General features: G+C 46.0%; 12 protein-coding genes. 3 read left to right on the forward strand and 9 right to left on the reverse strand.

What is annotated here, in order from left to right; genetic code table 11:
• The first annotated feature begins 90 nt into the window (after positions 1-90).
• Positions 91-2,328: a PAS domain-containing protein gene (locus NE536_RS06770; RefSeq protein ID WP_261272220.1), complete on the forward strand. Its 2,238-nt coding sequence runs from the start codon at positions 91-93 to the stop codon at positions 2,326-2,328.
• Here the strand turns inward: NE536_RS06770 and NE536_RS06775 are convergent.
• The 9 genes from NE536_RS06775 to tkt all read right to left on the reverse strand — a co-directional run bounded on the left by NE536_RS06775 (position 2,309) and on the right by tkt (position 13,646).
• Positions 2,309-3,712 carry a hypothetical protein gene (locus tag NE536_RS06775; protein WP_012090100.1) on the reverse strand — a complete coding sequence of 468 codons (1,404 nt, stop codon included), beginning with the start codon at positions 3,710-3,712 and terminating at the stop codon, positions 2,309-2,311. The genes NE536_RS06770 and NE536_RS06775 overlap by 20 nt on opposite strands.
• 93 nt (positions 3,713-3,805) lie before the next feature.
• Positions 3,806-4,354: a hypothetical protein gene (locus NE536_RS06780; RefSeq protein WP_011845924.1), complete on the reverse strand. Its 549-nt coding sequence runs from the start codon at positions 4,352-4,354 to the stop codon at positions 3,806-3,808.
• On the reverse strand, positions 4,347-5,096 hold the full coding sequence (locus tag NE536_RS06785; protein WP_342455073.1) for a winged helix-turn-helix domain-containing protein: 750 nt from the start codon (positions 5,094-5,096) through the stop codon (positions 4,347-4,349). Before NE536_RS06785 ends, NE536_RS06780 begins: the two co-directional genes overlap by 8 nt.
• A 166-nt stretch (positions 5,097-5,262) precedes the next feature.
• Positions 5,263-6,732 carry a sodium:proton antiporter NhaD gene (nhaD, locus tag NE536_RS06790; RefSeq protein WP_261272222.1) on the reverse strand — a complete coding sequence of 490 codons (1,470 nt, stop codon included), beginning with the start codon at positions 6,730-6,732 and terminating at the stop codon, positions 5,263-5,265.
• Between the two features lie 242 nt (positions 6,733-6,974).
• On the reverse strand, positions 6,975-7,712 hold the full coding sequence (locus tag NE536_RS06795; protein ID WP_259589568.1) for a DUF481 domain-containing protein: 738 nt from the start codon (positions 7,710-7,712) through the stop codon (positions 6,975-6,977).
• A 204-nt stretch (positions 7,713-7,916) separates the two neighbouring features.
• Entirely contained in the window at positions 7,917-8,984 is a 1,068-nt protein-coding gene (gene fba, locus NE536_RS06800; protein WP_106651515.1) for a class II fructose-bisphosphate aldolase, read from the reverse strand.
• A gap of 221 nt (positions 8,985-9,205) precedes the next feature.
• Positions 9,206-10,381 (reverse strand): phosphoglycerate kinase, encoded by a 1,176-nt coding sequence (locus NE536_RS06805; RefSeq protein WP_006080336.1) that lies wholly within the window; start codon positions 10,379-10,381, stop codon positions 9,206-9,208.
• A gap of 137 nt (positions 10,382-10,518) precedes the next feature.
• On the reverse strand, positions 10,519-11,535 hold the full coding sequence (gene epd / locus NE536_RS06810; protein WP_006084022.1) for an erythrose-4-phosphate dehydrogenase: 1,017 nt from the start codon (positions 11,533-11,535) through the stop codon (positions 10,519-10,521).
• A 116-nt stretch (positions 11,536-11,651) separates the two neighbouring features.
• Positions 11,652-13,646, reverse strand: a complete 1,995-nt coding sequence (gene tkt, locus NE536_RS06815; protein ID WP_261272223.1) for a transketolase — start codon at positions 13,644-13,646, stop codon at positions 11,652-11,654.
• Between the two features lie 444 nt (positions 13,647-14,090).
• On the opposite strand from tkt, the gene metK reads away from it, so the two are divergent.
• Together metK and NE536_RS06825 are read left to right on the forward strand one after the other, a co-directional pair.
• The gene (gene metK, locus NE536_RS06820) at positions 14,091-15,242 is read left to right on the forward strand and encodes a methionine adenosyltransferase (protein ID WP_006080333.1); all 1,152 of its coding nucleotides are present in this window, start codon (positions 14,091-14,093) and stop codon (positions 15,240-15,242) included.
• A 664-nt stretch (positions 15,243-15,906) separates the two neighbouring features.
• On the forward strand, positions 15,907-17,223 hold the full coding sequence (locus tag NE536_RS06825) for a hypothetical protein (RefSeq protein WP_261272224.1): 1,317 nt from the start codon (positions 15,907-15,909) through the stop codon (positions 17,221-17,223).
• Positions 17,224-17,334: the final 111 nt, after the last annotated feature.

Raw genomic sequence — 17,334 nt, forward strand, 5'->3', positions numbered from 1 at the left:
AGAAATCTTGCTGAGTAACTTGGCACTGTCGTAACAATTCTTTCGTGTTAACATAGCGAAATTAACAGATCACCCACTCATTATCGGTTCATGCTGAAGAATAACCCAAGCACGTATCCCCTAGCGCCACTGCTCTCTTTGACTCAAGGGATCCATTGGTCGCATCAACGCTTATTAGCCGTTGCAAGCCAGCTCTCTATGCTGGTAATTGGCATGATCATTTTAACTAACTTAATCATTACCTTAGGTGAACGCCGCCTACAGGAAGAATGGGCGACACAGAGATACAGTGAACTGCAAACCATAGGCACACTGATCACTGATAAAGTGTCTTTTCAGCAATTTCGCACCCAAATTTTTGCCAATGGTGAGCTGCTAAAGCAGTACTTAAGCAATCCTACCGCCAAGCAACAACTCAAATTACAGGAAGCCTGGCTAGATCTAGTGAAGCATATTCCTGAACTGCTCGGTATTGCGCTGTACGATCCCCAAGGCAATTATATGTTCTCTACTCCTTCCAATTTCAGTAAAGATGCCTTACCGCCAACCTTGCTTGGCGCGAGTCGTAACATGGGTGGCAAGGAGGTTTACACTTCGCCACTGGAGTTTGTTCCGATTGAAGGCATGCTAGAACCCTATATGTATCAAATGGCTTGGCTCGAAAAGCCCGATCAAAGCTCTATGGGTTATCTGGTGACATACAACTCTATGGTGCAAATGCTCGAAGCCATAAAGCCGGCTTTTTCGAGTAATAAGTCGCCTATGTTAGTGCTCGACACCCAGGGATTACTCTATGCTGGCGCGAGCGCTCTCGCCCCGTTAAGTAATATGCCTGAAACCTTAGGGGCAAGTTTAAGACAAACTTATCCCGCCCTGTGGCGTGATATGTCCATGAGTAATTTTGGCCAGTTCCACGGTGAAGAAGCCACCTTTGTTTACCTTAAGGTCGAACTGACTGCCCAGCCAGAAACCCGCAGAGAATACTTTTTACTCTCCTATGTGCGTAACGCCGACATAGCCGCACGTTTTTCCCAGTGGCAAAACATTGTCATAGTGGCATCGCTAATCTTAACCGTACTCGCCGCTTGGGTTGTGCTGCTCAGCCACATGTATCGCTTACAACAGCGTTCACGCCAATACAGTATCGATGTCGCCAATGGCTTATTTAACAGTGACATTGGCTTTATGATGGTCAACGAAAACGCCAGGGTGATCAGCGCCAACACTAAGGCGGCAGAAGCGACCTTAGTGCCACTCGATGAACTCACAGACCGTAATCTACAACGTACCTTGTGCCTCGATGATAAAACCTATGCCGAGCTGATGGAGCAAGTGCATAAAACGGGTCAATGGTCTGGTGAAATCAGCCTAGAAAGTATCAATGGCCCAACGCTGCGGGTGCATATCCGCCAAGCGCCAAGGGCGAGCCGAGGTTCACCACATCTATTGATCACCCTTGAAGACATCAGTGAATTAGTCAGTAGTAAAGAACAAGCATTTCTCAGTGAGCTTTTATGCGATAGCACAGTCGCAACAGCGCTAACAGATGCCAATGGTAAACTGATTAAAATCAACCCAGTATTCGATGCACTAATGCAACTCAATGGCGATTTAAATCAAGATTTAGCCTCGCTGCTCGCCAACGATTTAGGTAATCAATGGCAAAGAATTAGCGCTCAAATCGCCATGCAAGGTCAGTGGCAGGGGCAAATTCTATGCTCACCTAAACAGGCGCACTCCAATTGTTTGCAGGCGACCTTGAAGGGCCATGTGGCCGCCGATGGTGAGATTGATTATATCGTCTGTACCTTAGAGCAAGCTGCCGAACGTGGCCGAGGCACAGAGAAGCGCAGCCTTGTGCCCCATCGCAGTACGATTCTGCTGAGCTTAGTTGATTTAGAACGTTATTTTAACTCGCTGCCGCCGCCAAGCCGCCTGAGTTCAAGCTTACTGCTAATGGATATCAATCCCGAAGGTATGCTGAGCCACATGAGTGACATAGACCAACTGGCGAACCGTCAGCAAGAAGTTGAGGTTCAATTACTGCTTGAAATCCCAGCTAATTATCAGATTTTGCATTGGCAATTAGGCAAACTACTGGTGATGCTACCCGATACAGATGCCACCCAAGCGCATAACTTTGCTCTCAATATGATGGAAAAGCTCAACAGCAATGGCTTAGGTGAAGGGATCAGTATCGGTATTGCGGGTTATCAAGAAGGCCAGACACTTGAGCAGTATCTGAATAATGCCGAAGTCGCCCTAAAACGGGCGAAACAGAATAACGATCAAAATATCGGTCAGGCCTTTACTCGTCATCAATCGTAGATTCGGGCATGTTGACCGAATCGGGCAATTGGCTCTGGGTAATCTCAATAATCGTCGAGCGGTTCATGGTGATTTTGTAGCGAATATACTGCGGGGCTTCGCGGCCATCGCGTAGCACTAAAATCAAGTTAACTTGATAACGCCGCTCAACCGATTCATGGCTGATTTTACCTTCAACTTCCTTATAAATCTTCGCCTTACCCCGCTCTAAGTAGCGGGCAAAGGGCACTAAACTAAAGTTCACTTGCTCTTGAATGGTGGAGTATCCCGCTTGGAACTCACTCTGATTCACCTTAGTGGCAATTTTATAGTGCAGGATTTCCGCATCGACCTTATTTTGGCTATGCCTGTGCTTTAGAATTTCGCTGACTTTATCGGGCAGATCTTGCTGGCGCATAAACTCAAGCCATACTAACTGCTTAGCAATCACCGCCTGACTAGTGGTATCACGCAAAATCCGGCTCCAGCGTGGCCTGCCCCGCTGAATAAAACGCCACATGGCATTACGCACGTCATCCTTAAAGATTTCCCTGAAGCCGTAAATCACCGCCAAGGTCAGCACTAAGGCAATGGTAAAGCCGCTGAAGGCGCCCTGCGCTTGAATAATCAACGCCGACACCACCAACATCACTAACGCCGTCGCCAGTCCCGTCGTGAACTTTTTAAGGCCAATTCCTAAGGGCTTTAACTCTTCTTTGAGTACCACACCTTGTTGGATTAAACGTCGTAACAACAACATCTTGTTTGAGATACGGTTAGGATCTTGCTTAGTTTGCGCCGAGTTGTAGTTATGCTCATCCCGATAGGCGCACTCATTGCGACACAGTGTTAGCACCCGTTCTTGGATATCGTTGAAATCACTGGTACGTGTAGCATGGGCGAGCACTTTTAGTAACTGCTGCTCGCAGAACCAAGACAGGTAGTTGTCGGCATTTTCGAAGTAGGATTTCCATTTAGGATCGCCCGGTTCGTTACGGCGAAACTTTTTCAGCAGTTGGCCAACTTGTTCGCGTAATTCGTCGAGGGCAAAATAAAAATGGGTTACATCGGTGATTTGATTGAGTTCTTTAACGTCGTTTTCGACTGCAACGGCAAACTGATAGGCGAACAGATTCAAGTACAATCTGAATTCTTCAACGGTGCGGCGATTTAAACTAGCAAAGCGGCCCTGTACCAAAGGTAAGTGCAAGCCTTCTGAATAGTAAGAACGACGGCCGACAATCGCGCTGTAGTAGTACTCTTCTTCATTGAGCGTGTGCGAGCCTATGCCCATTTCCTTTGGTAAAAAGAAATAGAGATCGAGCTGACGATTATCGCCCTTTTCCATCTGGTGGCTGAACTTAATCGACAGGGATTCTTCTTGCTTTACACGTATCTTAGACACAACACCCTTTTCATGAGCCCTCACAGAGACTCATCGCAGTAGACATAAATCAATGAGCACTAATCTTAACTGAAATAAACTCAAATTCACTGATTAAATTCGACTATTTACGATTCGGCATCCACAAATCGTATTGCTGGGTTGGAATAACACTACGGCATAATCCTTAGTGTCATCCATATCTAACACTTCAATACTGAAATTATTCACCCCAGAATCGCGAAACGGTAAACTGCTGATGTTAGATAGATATTTCATGTGTTCTGGCCAATTTTTTTGCTTTTCCATTTCCGATTCAGTTTTCGTCTCCACTGCAACCCTATAGGTCATGCTATTGGCCTCAATGCTGTCGACCTTGCCACGCATCGAAATATGGCCCGCACTGGTGCCATCAAAATTAAAGTAACGGTAGTTGATTTGCGCTTTATCGGCGGCAATCAATACGTCCACAAGCAGGTAAAATTTATTGTCACTGCTGGCGCTGATACTGGGATTCGCACTCGAATGGCGATCAAACAGTTCTGAACTGCAACTCAACATCATGGTCCGGCTCGTTGCCGACTGTTTATAAATCACCCCGCAAGCCGCAATCAAGGCCGACAAAATAACAATATTGATGGTCCACTTGAGCCATTTAGCCACAGATATCCACCTCGCGCAGCCAGGCAGAGTCAATGAATGCTTTGGGGCGAGAAAAATCGCTGATGCTAATATTGCGGAGCACTGACTGGTCGAGTTTTTCACCGCGAAATGTCATATTAAGCACCTGTTTATCATGGGATAAAGATGCATAAACATCCGCCCAATCGCTCTTGCCACAGGCAATGAGGCCCGAGCTTAAGCGCTCACCCATTTCGAACAGTAAGGTGTTACTCGCACTGGAGTCGGCATATAAGTTCAAGCGCACTTGTTGACCCGAGGCTAACGACAGTATCGACGTCATCAAAGCTTGAGTAGGCTTGCTGTGATCTGTGTGTTTCAGATAAAACACCGAAAACGCCAACATCACCCCGAATAATACTAAGGCACTCCACAAAGGCACAGTGTGTAGTCTGAGGTAATTGACGCCTCGATATTCACTGCCGTTTGATGCCCGCAACAAATAACCTTGGCCTTTAACGGTTTCGATCAAGCCCTCGTGCTGAGGGCCTAGAAAGGAGCGGAGCGTGGAAATGGCGCGGGACACAGAGGCATCGGTTAATGGCGGACCTTGTCCATCCCCCGTTTTTAGCATGTACTTTGAAACTAACTGACCTTGGTGTTCAAGCAATAACGTGAGCACTTGTAACTCGGCCCGAGAAAGATGCCAAGATTCATCGCGAGACAACTCAATCAGCATGCCTCGTTCTCGATCAAAGCTGCAGTCTCCCAATTGCATACACATTAACTCAACTCCATAAAAACACAGAGTTAAGTCTATGCAAGACCACAAATGATTAATGTGATCTTGCTAACCCAAGCCAGCAAATAGTTAATTTTCGTGAGACAAGCCGCAAGCCTGTCTCGATAAACGGCATGTCTCGATAAACGACAATCAAGCTAATGCAGTGTTAAAACATCGCGGCGTTTAACCACATGTGCACTAAAATACTCGCCACATAACCTAAAGCTATCACAGGCGTCCACCGTAGATGCGCCCCAAAGGTATAAATGCCACGAGCCTGTCCCATCAAGGCAACCCCTGCAGCACTCCCAATCGAGAGCAAACTGCCGCCCACACCCGCAGTCAGGGTAACCAATAACCACTGTCCCAAAGCCATATCGGGATTCATGGTCAATACCGCAAACATCACAGGAATATTATCAATCACAGACGAAAGTAAACCCACGGCAACGTTCGCATAGGTGACATCCCAATGTGAGTACATGGCCTCAGACACTAAGCTCAAATATCCCATAAAACCTAGGCCGCCGACGCATAACACTACGCCATAAAAGAACAGCAAAGTATCCCACTCAGCGCGGGAAATGCGGCTGAACACATCAAATGGCACCACACTGCCAAGTTGCTGCAGGCGTAATTTGTCTTGTCTTAATTCCGCCTTTTCACGTTCGCGGGCAACAGAACGATTGAAGGTTTTACGCAGGTAAAAACCAAAGAATTGCAGGAAGCCTAATCCCGTCATCATGCCCAATACAGGCGGCATACCTAAGAAGGAATGGGCACACACTGCCGTAGCAATGGTAAGTAAAAACAGCCCTACAATACGCTTAGCACCGGGCTTAGTGTACACATGCTCTTTTTCAGGCTCAGGCACAAAATGCGGGATGAACACACTCATAATGGCGGCGGGTAAGGCAAAGTTAACGAGGGCGGGAATGAACAGATTAAAGAAATCGCCAAAGTGCACTAGGCCCTTTTGCCATACCATTAAGGTCGTGATGTCACCAAAGGGGCTGAACGCGCCACCCGCGTTGGCGGCAACGACAATGTTGATACAAGCAAGGGTAATAAACTTGCGTTGCCCAGCCCCAACCTTCATCACCACGGCGCACATCAGTAAAGCTGTGGTTAAGTTATCGGCCACGGGCGAGATGAAAAACGCCATAAAGCCCGTTAACCAAAACACAGTTCGCAGGCTAAAACCACGACCTACGAGCCAGCCGCGGATCGCATCGAACAGATTACGTTCTTCCATGGCATTGATATACGTCATCGCCACCAGCAAGAAGAGCAATAGCTCGGCGTATTCGAGCAAGTTTTGCTTGAATGCGGCTTCCGACACTTCGGACATGCCGTTTTGCATATAGACAAAACCTATCATGCCCCAAATGATCCCTGCCGCAACGAGCACAGGTTTCGACTTGCGTAAATGTAATGTCTCCTCGGCCATCACCAGTATATAAGCCAGCACAAACACACAGACGGCGACATAACCCACGCTCGCGGCGGTTAAATTAAGCCGTTCTGCCCCTTCTGTCATAGCCCATGCTGCAGGTGAGAATCCGCTCAATATTGCAACGCAGAATAGACTCCACAACGCCATTCCACTGCCTTTAAACAACCGCTGTAATTTCATTAAAGTTCATCTCTACGTAGGAAATTAGTCGAAAATTACCATAGCTTCGGCATAGCAAATGTTGATAAAACGCAACTTTCTATGCATTACCCTATAACCAAAGGCATTTAAAAGATTAATTTTTGTATAACTACAGATGTTACTAATAAAGAAAAGCTTAACGTATATTCAACTTAGTCCAAAAACAGCCAATAAAAAAGCACCTCGAAGGTGCTTTTTTGTTTTAAATCAGTGTCACAGCATTAGAAAGCATATAACAAGGTCATATTGGTTTCGGTATCTGTGCTTTTCTTATCATCCAGCGGCTCGCTGTTGTAACGCACAATAATGGCAAACTTCATCGCCAATGCGCCGATAATATTTGCCGTTAATGAGGTTTCAGAACGGGCATCTAACTTGTCACCGTAATCGGCAACGAAACGCTGTTGGAATTTAGAGGTCTCAGTGATTTCAGTTTCGAAGTTGATCACGCCGTGGGCAACAACGCTGTCGTTGGTGTCATAACCTTCGATAAGCGCTTGCTCAGTATCGAGACGTTGATAGATATAACCGGGACCCACTTCAACATCTAAAAAGGTCTTGCTGGTGTCATACAGTCTATGACCATAACCCGCTGCGCCAGATAGGGTGTAGTCATAACCGGTAAACGGGTCGACTTCATAACTGGCATTCGCAAATAGGTAGCTACGGTCTGTCATCTTGTAGTTACCCTGTGCGCCTGCTAAATAACGTTTCGCGGTGACAGAACCGGTATCTTCTTTGTATAAACCTTCTAGTAAGTACTGATTTTCCCAATCGCCAAGCTCATGCTTAAGATTTAAACGTCCCTTAAATGATGAGGTTTCAGTGTTACCTGTGGTTAAGGTGGCACCTAACTCAGCTTCACCAGCGAATGTCTTGTCGCCTTTTACAAAATCGGCTCCAGCAGTTGCCATAAAAGGTGCAGTCATTAATATCGCTGCGGTCAGTACTTTTTTCATGTTTATCCGTTCCTGTTCCGTTAAATCCAATCCCTATAAATATCTGTTCTTCCAGCGAAACTGAATAAGCACATATTAATATGGGTTAGTTTTTTCCCCTGAAAATCTGCGCAATATTAGCATTGACGATTAAAAAATGAAAATTGCATCTATTTTAAGCATAAAAAAACCCGCATTAGCGGGTTTTTGTCTTAGCGATAACGCTTACATGTTGATCTTAGGATCTAAGGCACCAGACTGGTACGCTTTGTACATTGCTTGTAAAGACAAAGGCTTAATCTTAGAGGCTTGGCCCGCACAACCGAAGGCTTCGTAGCGAACAGTACAGATGTCTGCCATGGCTTCCATTGACGCTTTCAAGAATTTACGTGGGTCAAATTCACTTGGGTGTTCCGCTAAGAACTTACGTACCGCACCTGTTGATGCTAAACGTAAGTCAGTATCGATATTCACCTTACGCACACCGTGCTTGATACCTTCAACGATTTCTTCTAATGGCACGCCGTAGGTTTCTGGGATCTGACCACCGTATTGGTTGATGATCTGTAACCATTCTTGTGGCACTGAAGATGAACCGTGCATCACTAAGTGAGTATTAGGAATACGCGCATGGATTTCTTTGATGCGGTCGATACGCAGTACATCGCCCGTAGGTTTACGGCTGAACTTGTAAGCACCGTGGCTAGTACCAATAGCGATGGCTAATGCATCAACATGAGTATCGGCAACGAAACGCGCCGCTTCATCAGGAGTAGTCAGCATTTGATCGTGGCTTAAAATACCTGCCGCGCCAACACCGTCTTCTTCGCCTGCTTGGCCAGTTTCTAAACTGCCTAAACAGCCGATTTCGCCTTCAACTGACACACCACACGCATGGGCAAATGCCACTGTGCGACGAGTGACATCGACGTTGTAGTCATAAGATGCAGGGGTTTTACCGTCAGCCATCAAAGAGCCGTCCATCATCACTGATGACATGCCTAATTGGATAGAACGCTGACAAATATCAGGATCGGTACCGTGGTCTTGGTGAATACACACAGGAATATCTGGGTACTGCTCAAGAGCCGCTGCCATCAAATATTTTAAGAACTGTGGGCGAGCATATTTACGCGCGCCAGCAGAAGCTTGCACAATAACAGGGCTGTCTGTTGCTTCAGCGGCCTGCATGATGGCACGCATCTGCTCTAAGTTGTTAACGTTGAACGCAGGCACACCGTATCCATGTTCTGCCGCGTGGTCGAGTAGTTGTCGTAGGGAAATTAACGCCATTTTTTAACTCCAATAATAGGGTGACTGTCACATTCTGCAACGCTTGGTCACCGAGGTCACTATCGTTTGGATGGATTTTTATACCCGTATTTAACTCGATATATTTAATCAATATCTAAGATAAACACGGGCGGTTTTTTTATAATTCTTTATTATCAAAACGTTGATCTTATCAGCGCTTTCGCGGCGTCTTATGCGCCGCGTATTTTAAAACTTAATGATTAAGCGCCGCGCTTTTCTAACATAGCCACAGCCGGTAATTCTTTACCTTCGAGGAACTCGAGGAAAGCGCCGCCGCCAGTCGAAATGTAAGACACTTTATCGGCAATACCGTACTTATCAACCGCAGCCAAAGTGTCACCACCGCCTGCGATAGAGAAGGCTTTTGAATCGGCAATCGCTTGGGCGATACGTTTAGTACCTTCACCAAATTGGTCGAATTCGAACACGCCCACAGGGCCGTTCCACACGATAGTGCCAGCAGATTCGATGATTTTGGCCAGTGCTTCAGCGCTATCTGGACCAATATCAAAAATCATTTCGCCATCAGCGACTTCGCTAACCGATTTTAAGGTTGCCGCAGCTGTTGGGCTAAACTCGCCTGCCACGACTACGTCTGTCGGCACAGGAATATCGGCGCCACGGCTCTTAGCATTGGCCACTAAACGTTTAGCTTCGTCGATCAAATCCGCTTCATACAGTGATTTACCGACATTGTAACCCGCCGCCGCGATGAAAGTATTGGCAATACCGCCGCCAACCACTAGCTGATCAACGATACCAGAAAGGCTTTCTAGCACAGTCAGCTTAGTTGATACTTTAGAGCCACCGACAATCGCCACCATAGGACGCGCAGGGTTATCTAACGCTTTGCCTAAGGCATCTAATTCTTGCGCCAGTAATGGACCGGCACAGGCGATGGGGGCAAACATGCCAACGCCGTGGGTCGATGCTTGGGCGCGATGTGCAGTACCAAAGGCGTCCATAACATAGACATCACACAATGCCGCCATTTTTTGCGACAGCGCTTCGTTGTTCTTGCCTTCGCCCACGTTGAAACGCACGTTTTCGAACACAACCACTTCACCGACGGCTACGTCGACGCCGTCTAAATAATCCGTCGCTAAACGCACGGGACACGACAAGGCTTTAGCCAAGTAGTCGACCACAGGTTGCATAGAATATTCGGGATTGTATTCACCTTCGGTCGGACGACCTAAGTGCGACATCACCATCACAGCGGCGCCTTTAGCAAGGGCCAACTCGATAGTTGGGAGAGAGGCGCGCAGACGTGCATCACTGGTGACGACGCCGTTGCTAACAGGCACATTGAGATCTTCACGAATAAGCACGCGCTTACCTTGTAGATCCAAATCTGACATATTGATAATTGCCATAGTAACGCTTCCTTTTATAATCAAAAAACAAACTGGTTTCACACATGGCCGGTATCAGTTTACTGCCGCTAGGCGCTCGACATCCCGTCGAATTGGCATATAACTGAGTGACCCACCGGTGAATAATCTACTTTTTATCAGCCTCGCTTGGCTGCGATCATCGCCAAACTTGTATCTAACATACGGTTGGCAAAACCCCACTCGTTATCGCACCACAACAACAGCTTCACCAGCTGACCGGCGCTGACACGGGTCTGGGTACCGTCAACAATACTGGAGCGCGGATCATGGTTGAAATCACATGAAACCAAGGGCTCATCAGTATAACCCAAAATGCCGTTAAATCGCCCATTGGCGGCCGATTCCAGCACCTGGTTTACAGTGGCAATATCGACGGTTTTCTCAAGCGTCACAGACAAATCGATCGCCGTCACGTTGATTGTGGGCACGCGCACCGAAATCGCTTCAAACTTATCTTTCATGTGCGGCAAAATCCGCTCAATACCGCGGGCAAGCTTAGTGTCTACAGGGATAATCGATTGGCCGGCGGCGCGGGTACGGCGCAAATCATCATGATAAGCATCAATCACTTGCTGATCGTTCATCGCCGAATGGATAGTGGTAATGGCACCGCTTTTAACGCCGAAGTGGCGATCAAGCACGTCGATCACAGGTACGATACAGTTAGTCGTACAAGATGCGTTGGAAACGACTGTGTGTTCGGCGCGGAGTAAATCGTGATTCACACCATAGACAATAGTGCCATCGACATCGGCTGAGGATGGATGGCTTATCAGCACTTGCTTAGCGCCAGCATGAATATGGGCTTCGCAGCTTTGACGATCGAGTAATACACCAGTGGCCTCATAGACAATGTCTATGTCCATTTCATGCCAAGGGAGTTTTGTGGGATCGGGCTCGTGGAGGATTTTTATCGCATCGTCGCCAATCAGCATGTGATCATCGACGAGTTTCACTTTGTGCGCAAACCGACCGTGGGTGGTGTCGTACTGGGTCAGATGAATAATGGCTTCAGGTTTAGCTAATTCATTAATCGCGACAATCTGCATTTGCTGCCGTTTTCCAGACTCGTACAAAGCACGAAGAATAGAGCGGCCGATACGGCCATAACCATTGATAGCGACTCGGATCATTGAGGTCTCAATTTCCTCTAAATACAAAAACGGCCTGCAAAAGATTGCAGGCCGCATTATACAGATTAACACTTAAAAAGTTTAACCTTTTGTATTGAATCTAATCCCTTGAGCGATTAGCCCAATGATTTTGCAGCATTCAGCACATTTTCAACGGTGAAACCGAAGTGATTCAATAGCACGTTACCCGGCGCTGACTCACCAAAAGTGGTCATGCCAACAACAGTGCCTTCAAAACCGACGTACTTGTACCAGAAATCGGTATGCGCCGCTTCGATAGCCACACGTTTAGTCACAGCACGTGGTAATACCGATTCTTTATACGCTGCATCTTGCTTATCGAACTCAGTTGTCGATGGCATAGAGACTACGCGAACTTGTTTACCTTGCTCAGTTAATGCAGCCGCAGAATCCATCGCCAATTGTACTTCGCTACCGGTTGCGATCAGGATCAGTTCTGGTGTACCCGTACAGTCTTGCAGTACATAAGCACCTTTAGCCACGTTGGCTAATTGCTCAGCGGTACGCGCTTGGGCTTTGAGATTTTGACGGCTGAAAATCAGTGACGTTGGCGCATTGCGACGTTGAATCGCAGCTTTCCAAGAAACCGCTGTTTCTGCCGCATCACATGGGCGCCATACGGCCATATTTGGCGTCATACGCAGGTTAGCTAGTTGCTCAACCGGCTGATGCGTTGGACCATCTTCACCTTGACCGATAGAGTCATGGGTATAAACGAAGATGTTTTGAATGCCCATCAGCGCCGACATACGGACTGCGTTACGTGCGTATTCCATGAACATCATGAAAGTTGCGCCGTAGTTGATGAAACCACCATGCAGCGAAGCACCGTTCATAATGCCGCTCATGCCGAATTCACGCACACCGTAGTAAATGTAGTTACCGGCAGGATCGTCTTGAATGCCTTTAGAACCTGACCACAGTGTCAAGTTAGAACCCGCTAAGTCAGCAGAGCCGCCTAACAGTTCAGGTAACATAGCACCAAAAGCACCGATGGCATTTTGTGAGGCTTTACGGCTCGCAATACCTTCGGCTTTGTCCTGTGATGCTTGCACGAATGCCTGCGCTTTTTCTTCGAAATCAGCAGGTAATTCACCTTTCAGTACACGGCGCTCGTATTCAGCAGCCAGTTCTGGGTGAGCTGCGCTATAAGCCGCAAACTTCTCGTTCCATGCCGCTTCACGGGCAGCACCAGCTTCTTTGGCATCCCAACCCGCATAAACGTCAGCAGGGATTTCAAATGGTGCATATGGCCAGCCAAGGAATTCACGGGCTGCGGCGATTTCCGCATCGCCTAATGGCGCGCCGTGGCAATCGTGGCTGCCAGATTTGTTGGGTGAACCAAAACCGATAATGGTTTTGCAGCAAATCATGGTTGGTTTATCGGTAACCGCTTTCGCCGCTTCGATAGCAGCACGGATTGCCGCGCTATCGTGACCGTCAACACCGGCAATCACATGCCAGCCGTAAGCTTCAAAACGCTTTGGCGTATCATCGGTGAACCAGCCTTCAACATGGCCATCGATAGAAATACCGTTGTCATCCCAAAATGCAACGAGTTTGCCTAGACCTAAAGTACCGGCTAATGAACAGGCTTCGTGGGAAATACCTTCCATCAAACAGCCGTCACCGAGGAAACAGTAAGTGTAGTGATCAACGATATCGTGACCGTCACGGTTAAACTGTGCCGCTAAGGTTTTTTCAGCTATCGCCATACCAACAGCGTTGCTGATGCCCGCGCCGAGTGGACCCGTTGTGGTTTCAACACCTGGGGTGTAACCGTATTCTGGGTGACCCGGGGTTTTTGAATGCAATTGACGGAACTGTTTCAGCTCTTCGATTGGTAATTCATAACCTGTCAGGTGAAGTAAAGAGTAGATCAGCATTGAACCGTGACCATTAGAAAGGACGAAACGGTCTCTATCTACCCATTTAGGATTGGTCGGGTTGTGCTTAAGGAAATCATTCCACAGCACTTCAGCAATATCTGCCATACCCATTGGGGCGCCGGGATGGCCTGAATTTGCTTTTTGAACTGCATCCATACTTAACGCACGGATTGCGTTTGCGAGTACTTTACGGGAAGACATGCTCTCTCCTGCTTGTTTGTGGGGTCTAGCGGGCAATTTGGATGGATATTTTCCCCTACATGCCAGTGTGACGCAAACTAAAATTATCATTCACTCAGCAAAAGATGGCCGAATATATTCCCAAACAACCTGAAGATGCAGGATTTAGGTAGCTAGATATATAAGCTGCAGAAACAAGCTAGTCACTTTACTGGCGTTTACTTGAGTGGGCATCGCAAGGATCACTTGTAATGGAGAAATAAATTTATTAAAAATCGATTATTCCTAATGCCATGAAATATAATAAAAATAACTTCTTTAAGACTGAACATAGTCGTTTTCAGGTCACAATCTGAGAGGATTTTTTCTCACTGGGGGTGATCGGCAATCGGATTTAAACTAAAATAGCCGTCTAGATGTAGATGCTTCTACACGTTTGAATGCTAACGACGAGATTTTCCTACTATGGCAAAGCACTTGTTTACTTCTGAGTCGGTCTCAGAAGGTCATCCCGATAAGATTGCAGATCAGATTTCTGATGCTGTGCTAGATGCAATTCTGGCTCAAGATCCAAAAGCACGCGTGGCGTGTGAAACTTATGTCAAAACTGGCATGGTATTAGTCGGTGGCGAAGTCACGACTTCTGCTTGGGTTGATATCGAAGAAATCACCCGTAAAACCGTGCGTGAAATTGGTTATACCCACTCAGATATGGGTTTTGATGCAGACTCGTGCGCGGTATTAAACGCCATTGGTAAGCAATCACCTGATATCAATCAAGGTGTAGACCGTGCCGACCCTGCAGAACAAGGTGCAGGCGACCAAGGATTAATGTTTGGCTATGCCAACAACGAAACCGACGTCCTCATGCCAGCGCCTATCACTTATGCCCACGCATTAGTGAAGCGTCAGTCTGAAGTGCGTAAAAACGGCACCCTGCCATGGCTGCGCCCAGATGCGAAAAGCCAAGTCACGTTTGCCTATGATGATGGCAAAATTGTTGGTATTGATGCCGTCGTATTGTCAACTCAGCACAGAGATGACGTATCACAAGCCGACTTAATTGAAGGCGTGATGGAAACCATCATCAAGCCAGTATTACCGGCTCAATGGCTAAACAAAGACACTAAGTTCTTTATCAACCCAACAGGCCGTTTTGTTATCGGTGGCCCAGTAGGCGATTGCGGCTTAACCGGTCGTAAGATCATCGTTGATACCTACGGCGGCATGGCCCGTCATGGTGGTGGCGCATTCTCTGGTAAAGACCCATCAAAAGTTGACCGTAGCGCGGCATACGCTGCCCGTTATGTGGCAAAAAACATCGTTGCAGCAGGTCTTGCTGATCGCTGTGAAATCCAAGTGTCTTACGCTATTGGTGTAGCAGAACCGACTTCTATTAGCATCGAAACCTTCGGTACGGGTAAAGTGTCTGAAGATTTGCTGATCAAGTTAGTACGTCAACACTTCGAACTGCGTCCATACGGTTTAACGGCCATGCTAGATTTAGCACGTCCGATTTATCAAGCGACTGCCGCTTATGGTCACTTTGGTCGTAACGAATTCCCTTGGGAAGCAACAGACAAAGCTGAAGCACTGCGCGCTGACGCGGGTCTATAATCGGTTTCGATTAAAACCCGTTATGATTACAAAATATAAAAACCGCTACCCAGCGGTTTTTTTATGCCTGCAATTTGGATTCCCCAAAGCAAGATAATTGTATCGCCAGTTGTGCAGCATTCATTGTCATTGTTTTCCCTGTGACTCACCACCTCTTTGTTTAACAAAAAGCGTCCCTGAGGGCTCAACTAAAACATCCTGTTTTAAGGTCACAGGTGCAACAATGCCAATCCTCCCCAACCCTCTAGCTGTTCGTTCAGCTAAAAAGCTATTACCCCAAAGCAAGATAACTTTATCGTCAGTTATGCAGCATGAATTGTCATTGTTTCCCCAGTGACTCGCCGTAAATATATTCCTATAAGCTCGACGACGGCATCCATGCAGCCAACGGTCACTGTTGCAACAATGCCAATCCTTACTAACCCTATCGCTGTTCGTTCAGCTAAAAAGCTATTGCCCCAAAGTGAGCTAGATAAGATCTAAGTGAGTGGTCAATTTGAGTTAGCCACTACAGTTATCTGTTATCTGTTATCTGTTATCTGACTATATGCAGTGATTTATATAGATTAAATGTGTAAATTAATTTACTTTTTACATTTCAAAATAATTGGTATACATTATAAATCCATAAAATATAGATAGTTATACATATCAAGGAAGATAAATGTTGAAAGGACTTAAACAATCACGCACTACGCTTGCAATAACTTTACTAGCACTTTTGAGCAGTACTTCAGTTATTGCAAACACTGAGAGTTGTCACGTCAGAATTACTGGAACGGTGCCAGAAGGGATACCATTAGATAATTTATTTGTGTCAGCCTCCTATGAACACCAATTTCCTATCACAACCCGAACTTTTTCTGTGTGTGCAAGTAAGCAAGAGTTGAATGTTAACGGCACTTTTATCCCTAACAGTCGACTTTCATTAAGCTATAAAGTCGATGGCATCCCTAAAGGGGTATTTGATGCGTCTTTATTTGTTCAAACAAAAGAAGTCGAACTAAGTGATATATCTAGCATGGCGATGACAGCGTGCGATCGCAGGTGTAACTATTATCAATACCAAAAAATGTTGTCATCAGAGTTAGTCGCTAACGCTGTAATAGAACATGTTGCTGCTTTTGCCAAAATTTCCGATGATGATATTGAAGCTAAAATAGCAATAAATTCGGCAACTCAGTCAGGATTAGATAAAGCTTTCAAAGGCGAAAGACCAATCCAATCAATTATAGCAAAAGAGAATTCTTCTGACACGCCCGACCCTTATAGCGGTTCAAGTTATGGGTTGCTAAAACCCGAAAATACTAAAATGGGTCAATTTAAAGATAGGTTTGCCACAGGCGTTAAAGAAGCAAAATTTGAGGAACTCAAATTGAGAAATCTTGCAGAAAAGTATAAAAGTGAGTTCGCACCATTTCTTCAGGGAGGTTTCAAAAGTTGGGCAGAACAAGTTAATGCAGTCGATCAGTTCGTCGATATTCTCAATAAATCTGGCTCTGAAACTGAGCTAAAAATGGCATTACTGTTAAAGAAAACCGTAGTAGATGCTGAGCAATATTATCAAGATTATGTTTCTAACAAAGGTGACACGCCTTTTGAGGACTTGAATCATGCTAAGCAATCATTTGACCTACTACTCGCTAATTGGACAATTTCAGCCTATTTGAATTACAAGGATGAACAAGTATTCTCTGCGTTATTTTCTGAACGTTTTAAGCGTGAAGATGTGCCGAACATAAGCCGAGAATCTGACAAAGCGTTGAGCCAATTAATATTTATGCCTGGCTATTTTGCGATGATGAATATCGAAAAAGGCTATGAGAATATCCAGCGTAACTACTACGGTTTATTAAATGATTCTGCTACAGAATATCATTTTAAAGATGAGTTACATTCAGTGAGCTTTATATACGAAGAGGGAGCATGGCGCCTTGACCATGTATCACAAATTCCAATGAATCATTATGAGATACTTTAAGTATTGCAGCGAAGCAATTGTCATGTTTTTTCTCTAAGATAAATTAGATGCCTGCTAATTTCGTTGTTAAAATATTGGGTAATGACAAATTAGCAGGAATCTTTAAAATCT

Origin of the sequence: Shewanella septentrionalis (assembly GCF_025370265.1) — a bacterium.
In the GTDB taxonomy this organism is placed as follows: Bacteria; Pseudomonadota; Gammaproteobacteria; order Enterobacterales; family Shewanellaceae; genus Shewanella; species Shewanella hafniensis.

Excerpts from the sequence above, each read along its gene's own strand:
- NE536_RS06795 (WP_259589568.1), bottom strand. The coding sequence starts at position 7,712 with ATGAAAAAAGTACTGACCGCAGCGATATTAATGACTGCACCTTTTATG.
- metK (WP_006080333.1), top strand. The coding sequence starts at position 14,091 with ATGGCAAAGCACTTGTTTACTTCTGAGTCGGTCTCAGAAGGTCATCCC.
- fba (WP_106651515.1), bottom strand. The coding sequence starts at position 8,984 with ATGGCGTTAATTTCCCTACGACAACTACTCGACCACGCGGCAGAACAT.
- NE536_RS06770 (WP_261272220.1), top strand. The coding sequence starts at position 91 with ATGCTGAAGAATAACCCAAGCACGTATCCCCTAGCGCCACTGCTCTCT.
- nhaD (WP_261272222.1), bottom strand. The coding sequence starts at position 6,732 with ATGAAATTACAGCGGTTGTTTAAAGGCAGTGGAATGGCGTTGTGGAGT.
- tkt (WP_261272223.1), bottom strand. The coding sequence starts at position 13,646 with ATGTCTTCCCGTAAAGTACTCGCAAACGCAATCCGTGCGTTAAGTATG.
- NE536_RS06805 (WP_006080336.1), bottom strand. The coding sequence starts at position 10,381 with ATGGCAATTATCAATATGTCAGATTTGGATCTACAAGGTAAGCGCGTG.
- NE536_RS06785 (WP_342455073.1), bottom strand. The coding sequence starts at position 5,096 with ATGTGTATGCAATTGGGAGACTGCAGCTTTGATCGAGAACGAGGCATG.
- NE536_RS06825 (WP_261272224.1), top strand. The coding sequence starts at position 15,907 with ATGTTGAAAGGACTTAAACAATCACGCACTACGCTTGCAATAACTTTA.
- epd (WP_006084022.1), bottom strand. The coding sequence starts at position 11,535 with ATGATCCGAGTCGCTATCAATGGTTATGGCCGTATCGGCCGCTCTATT.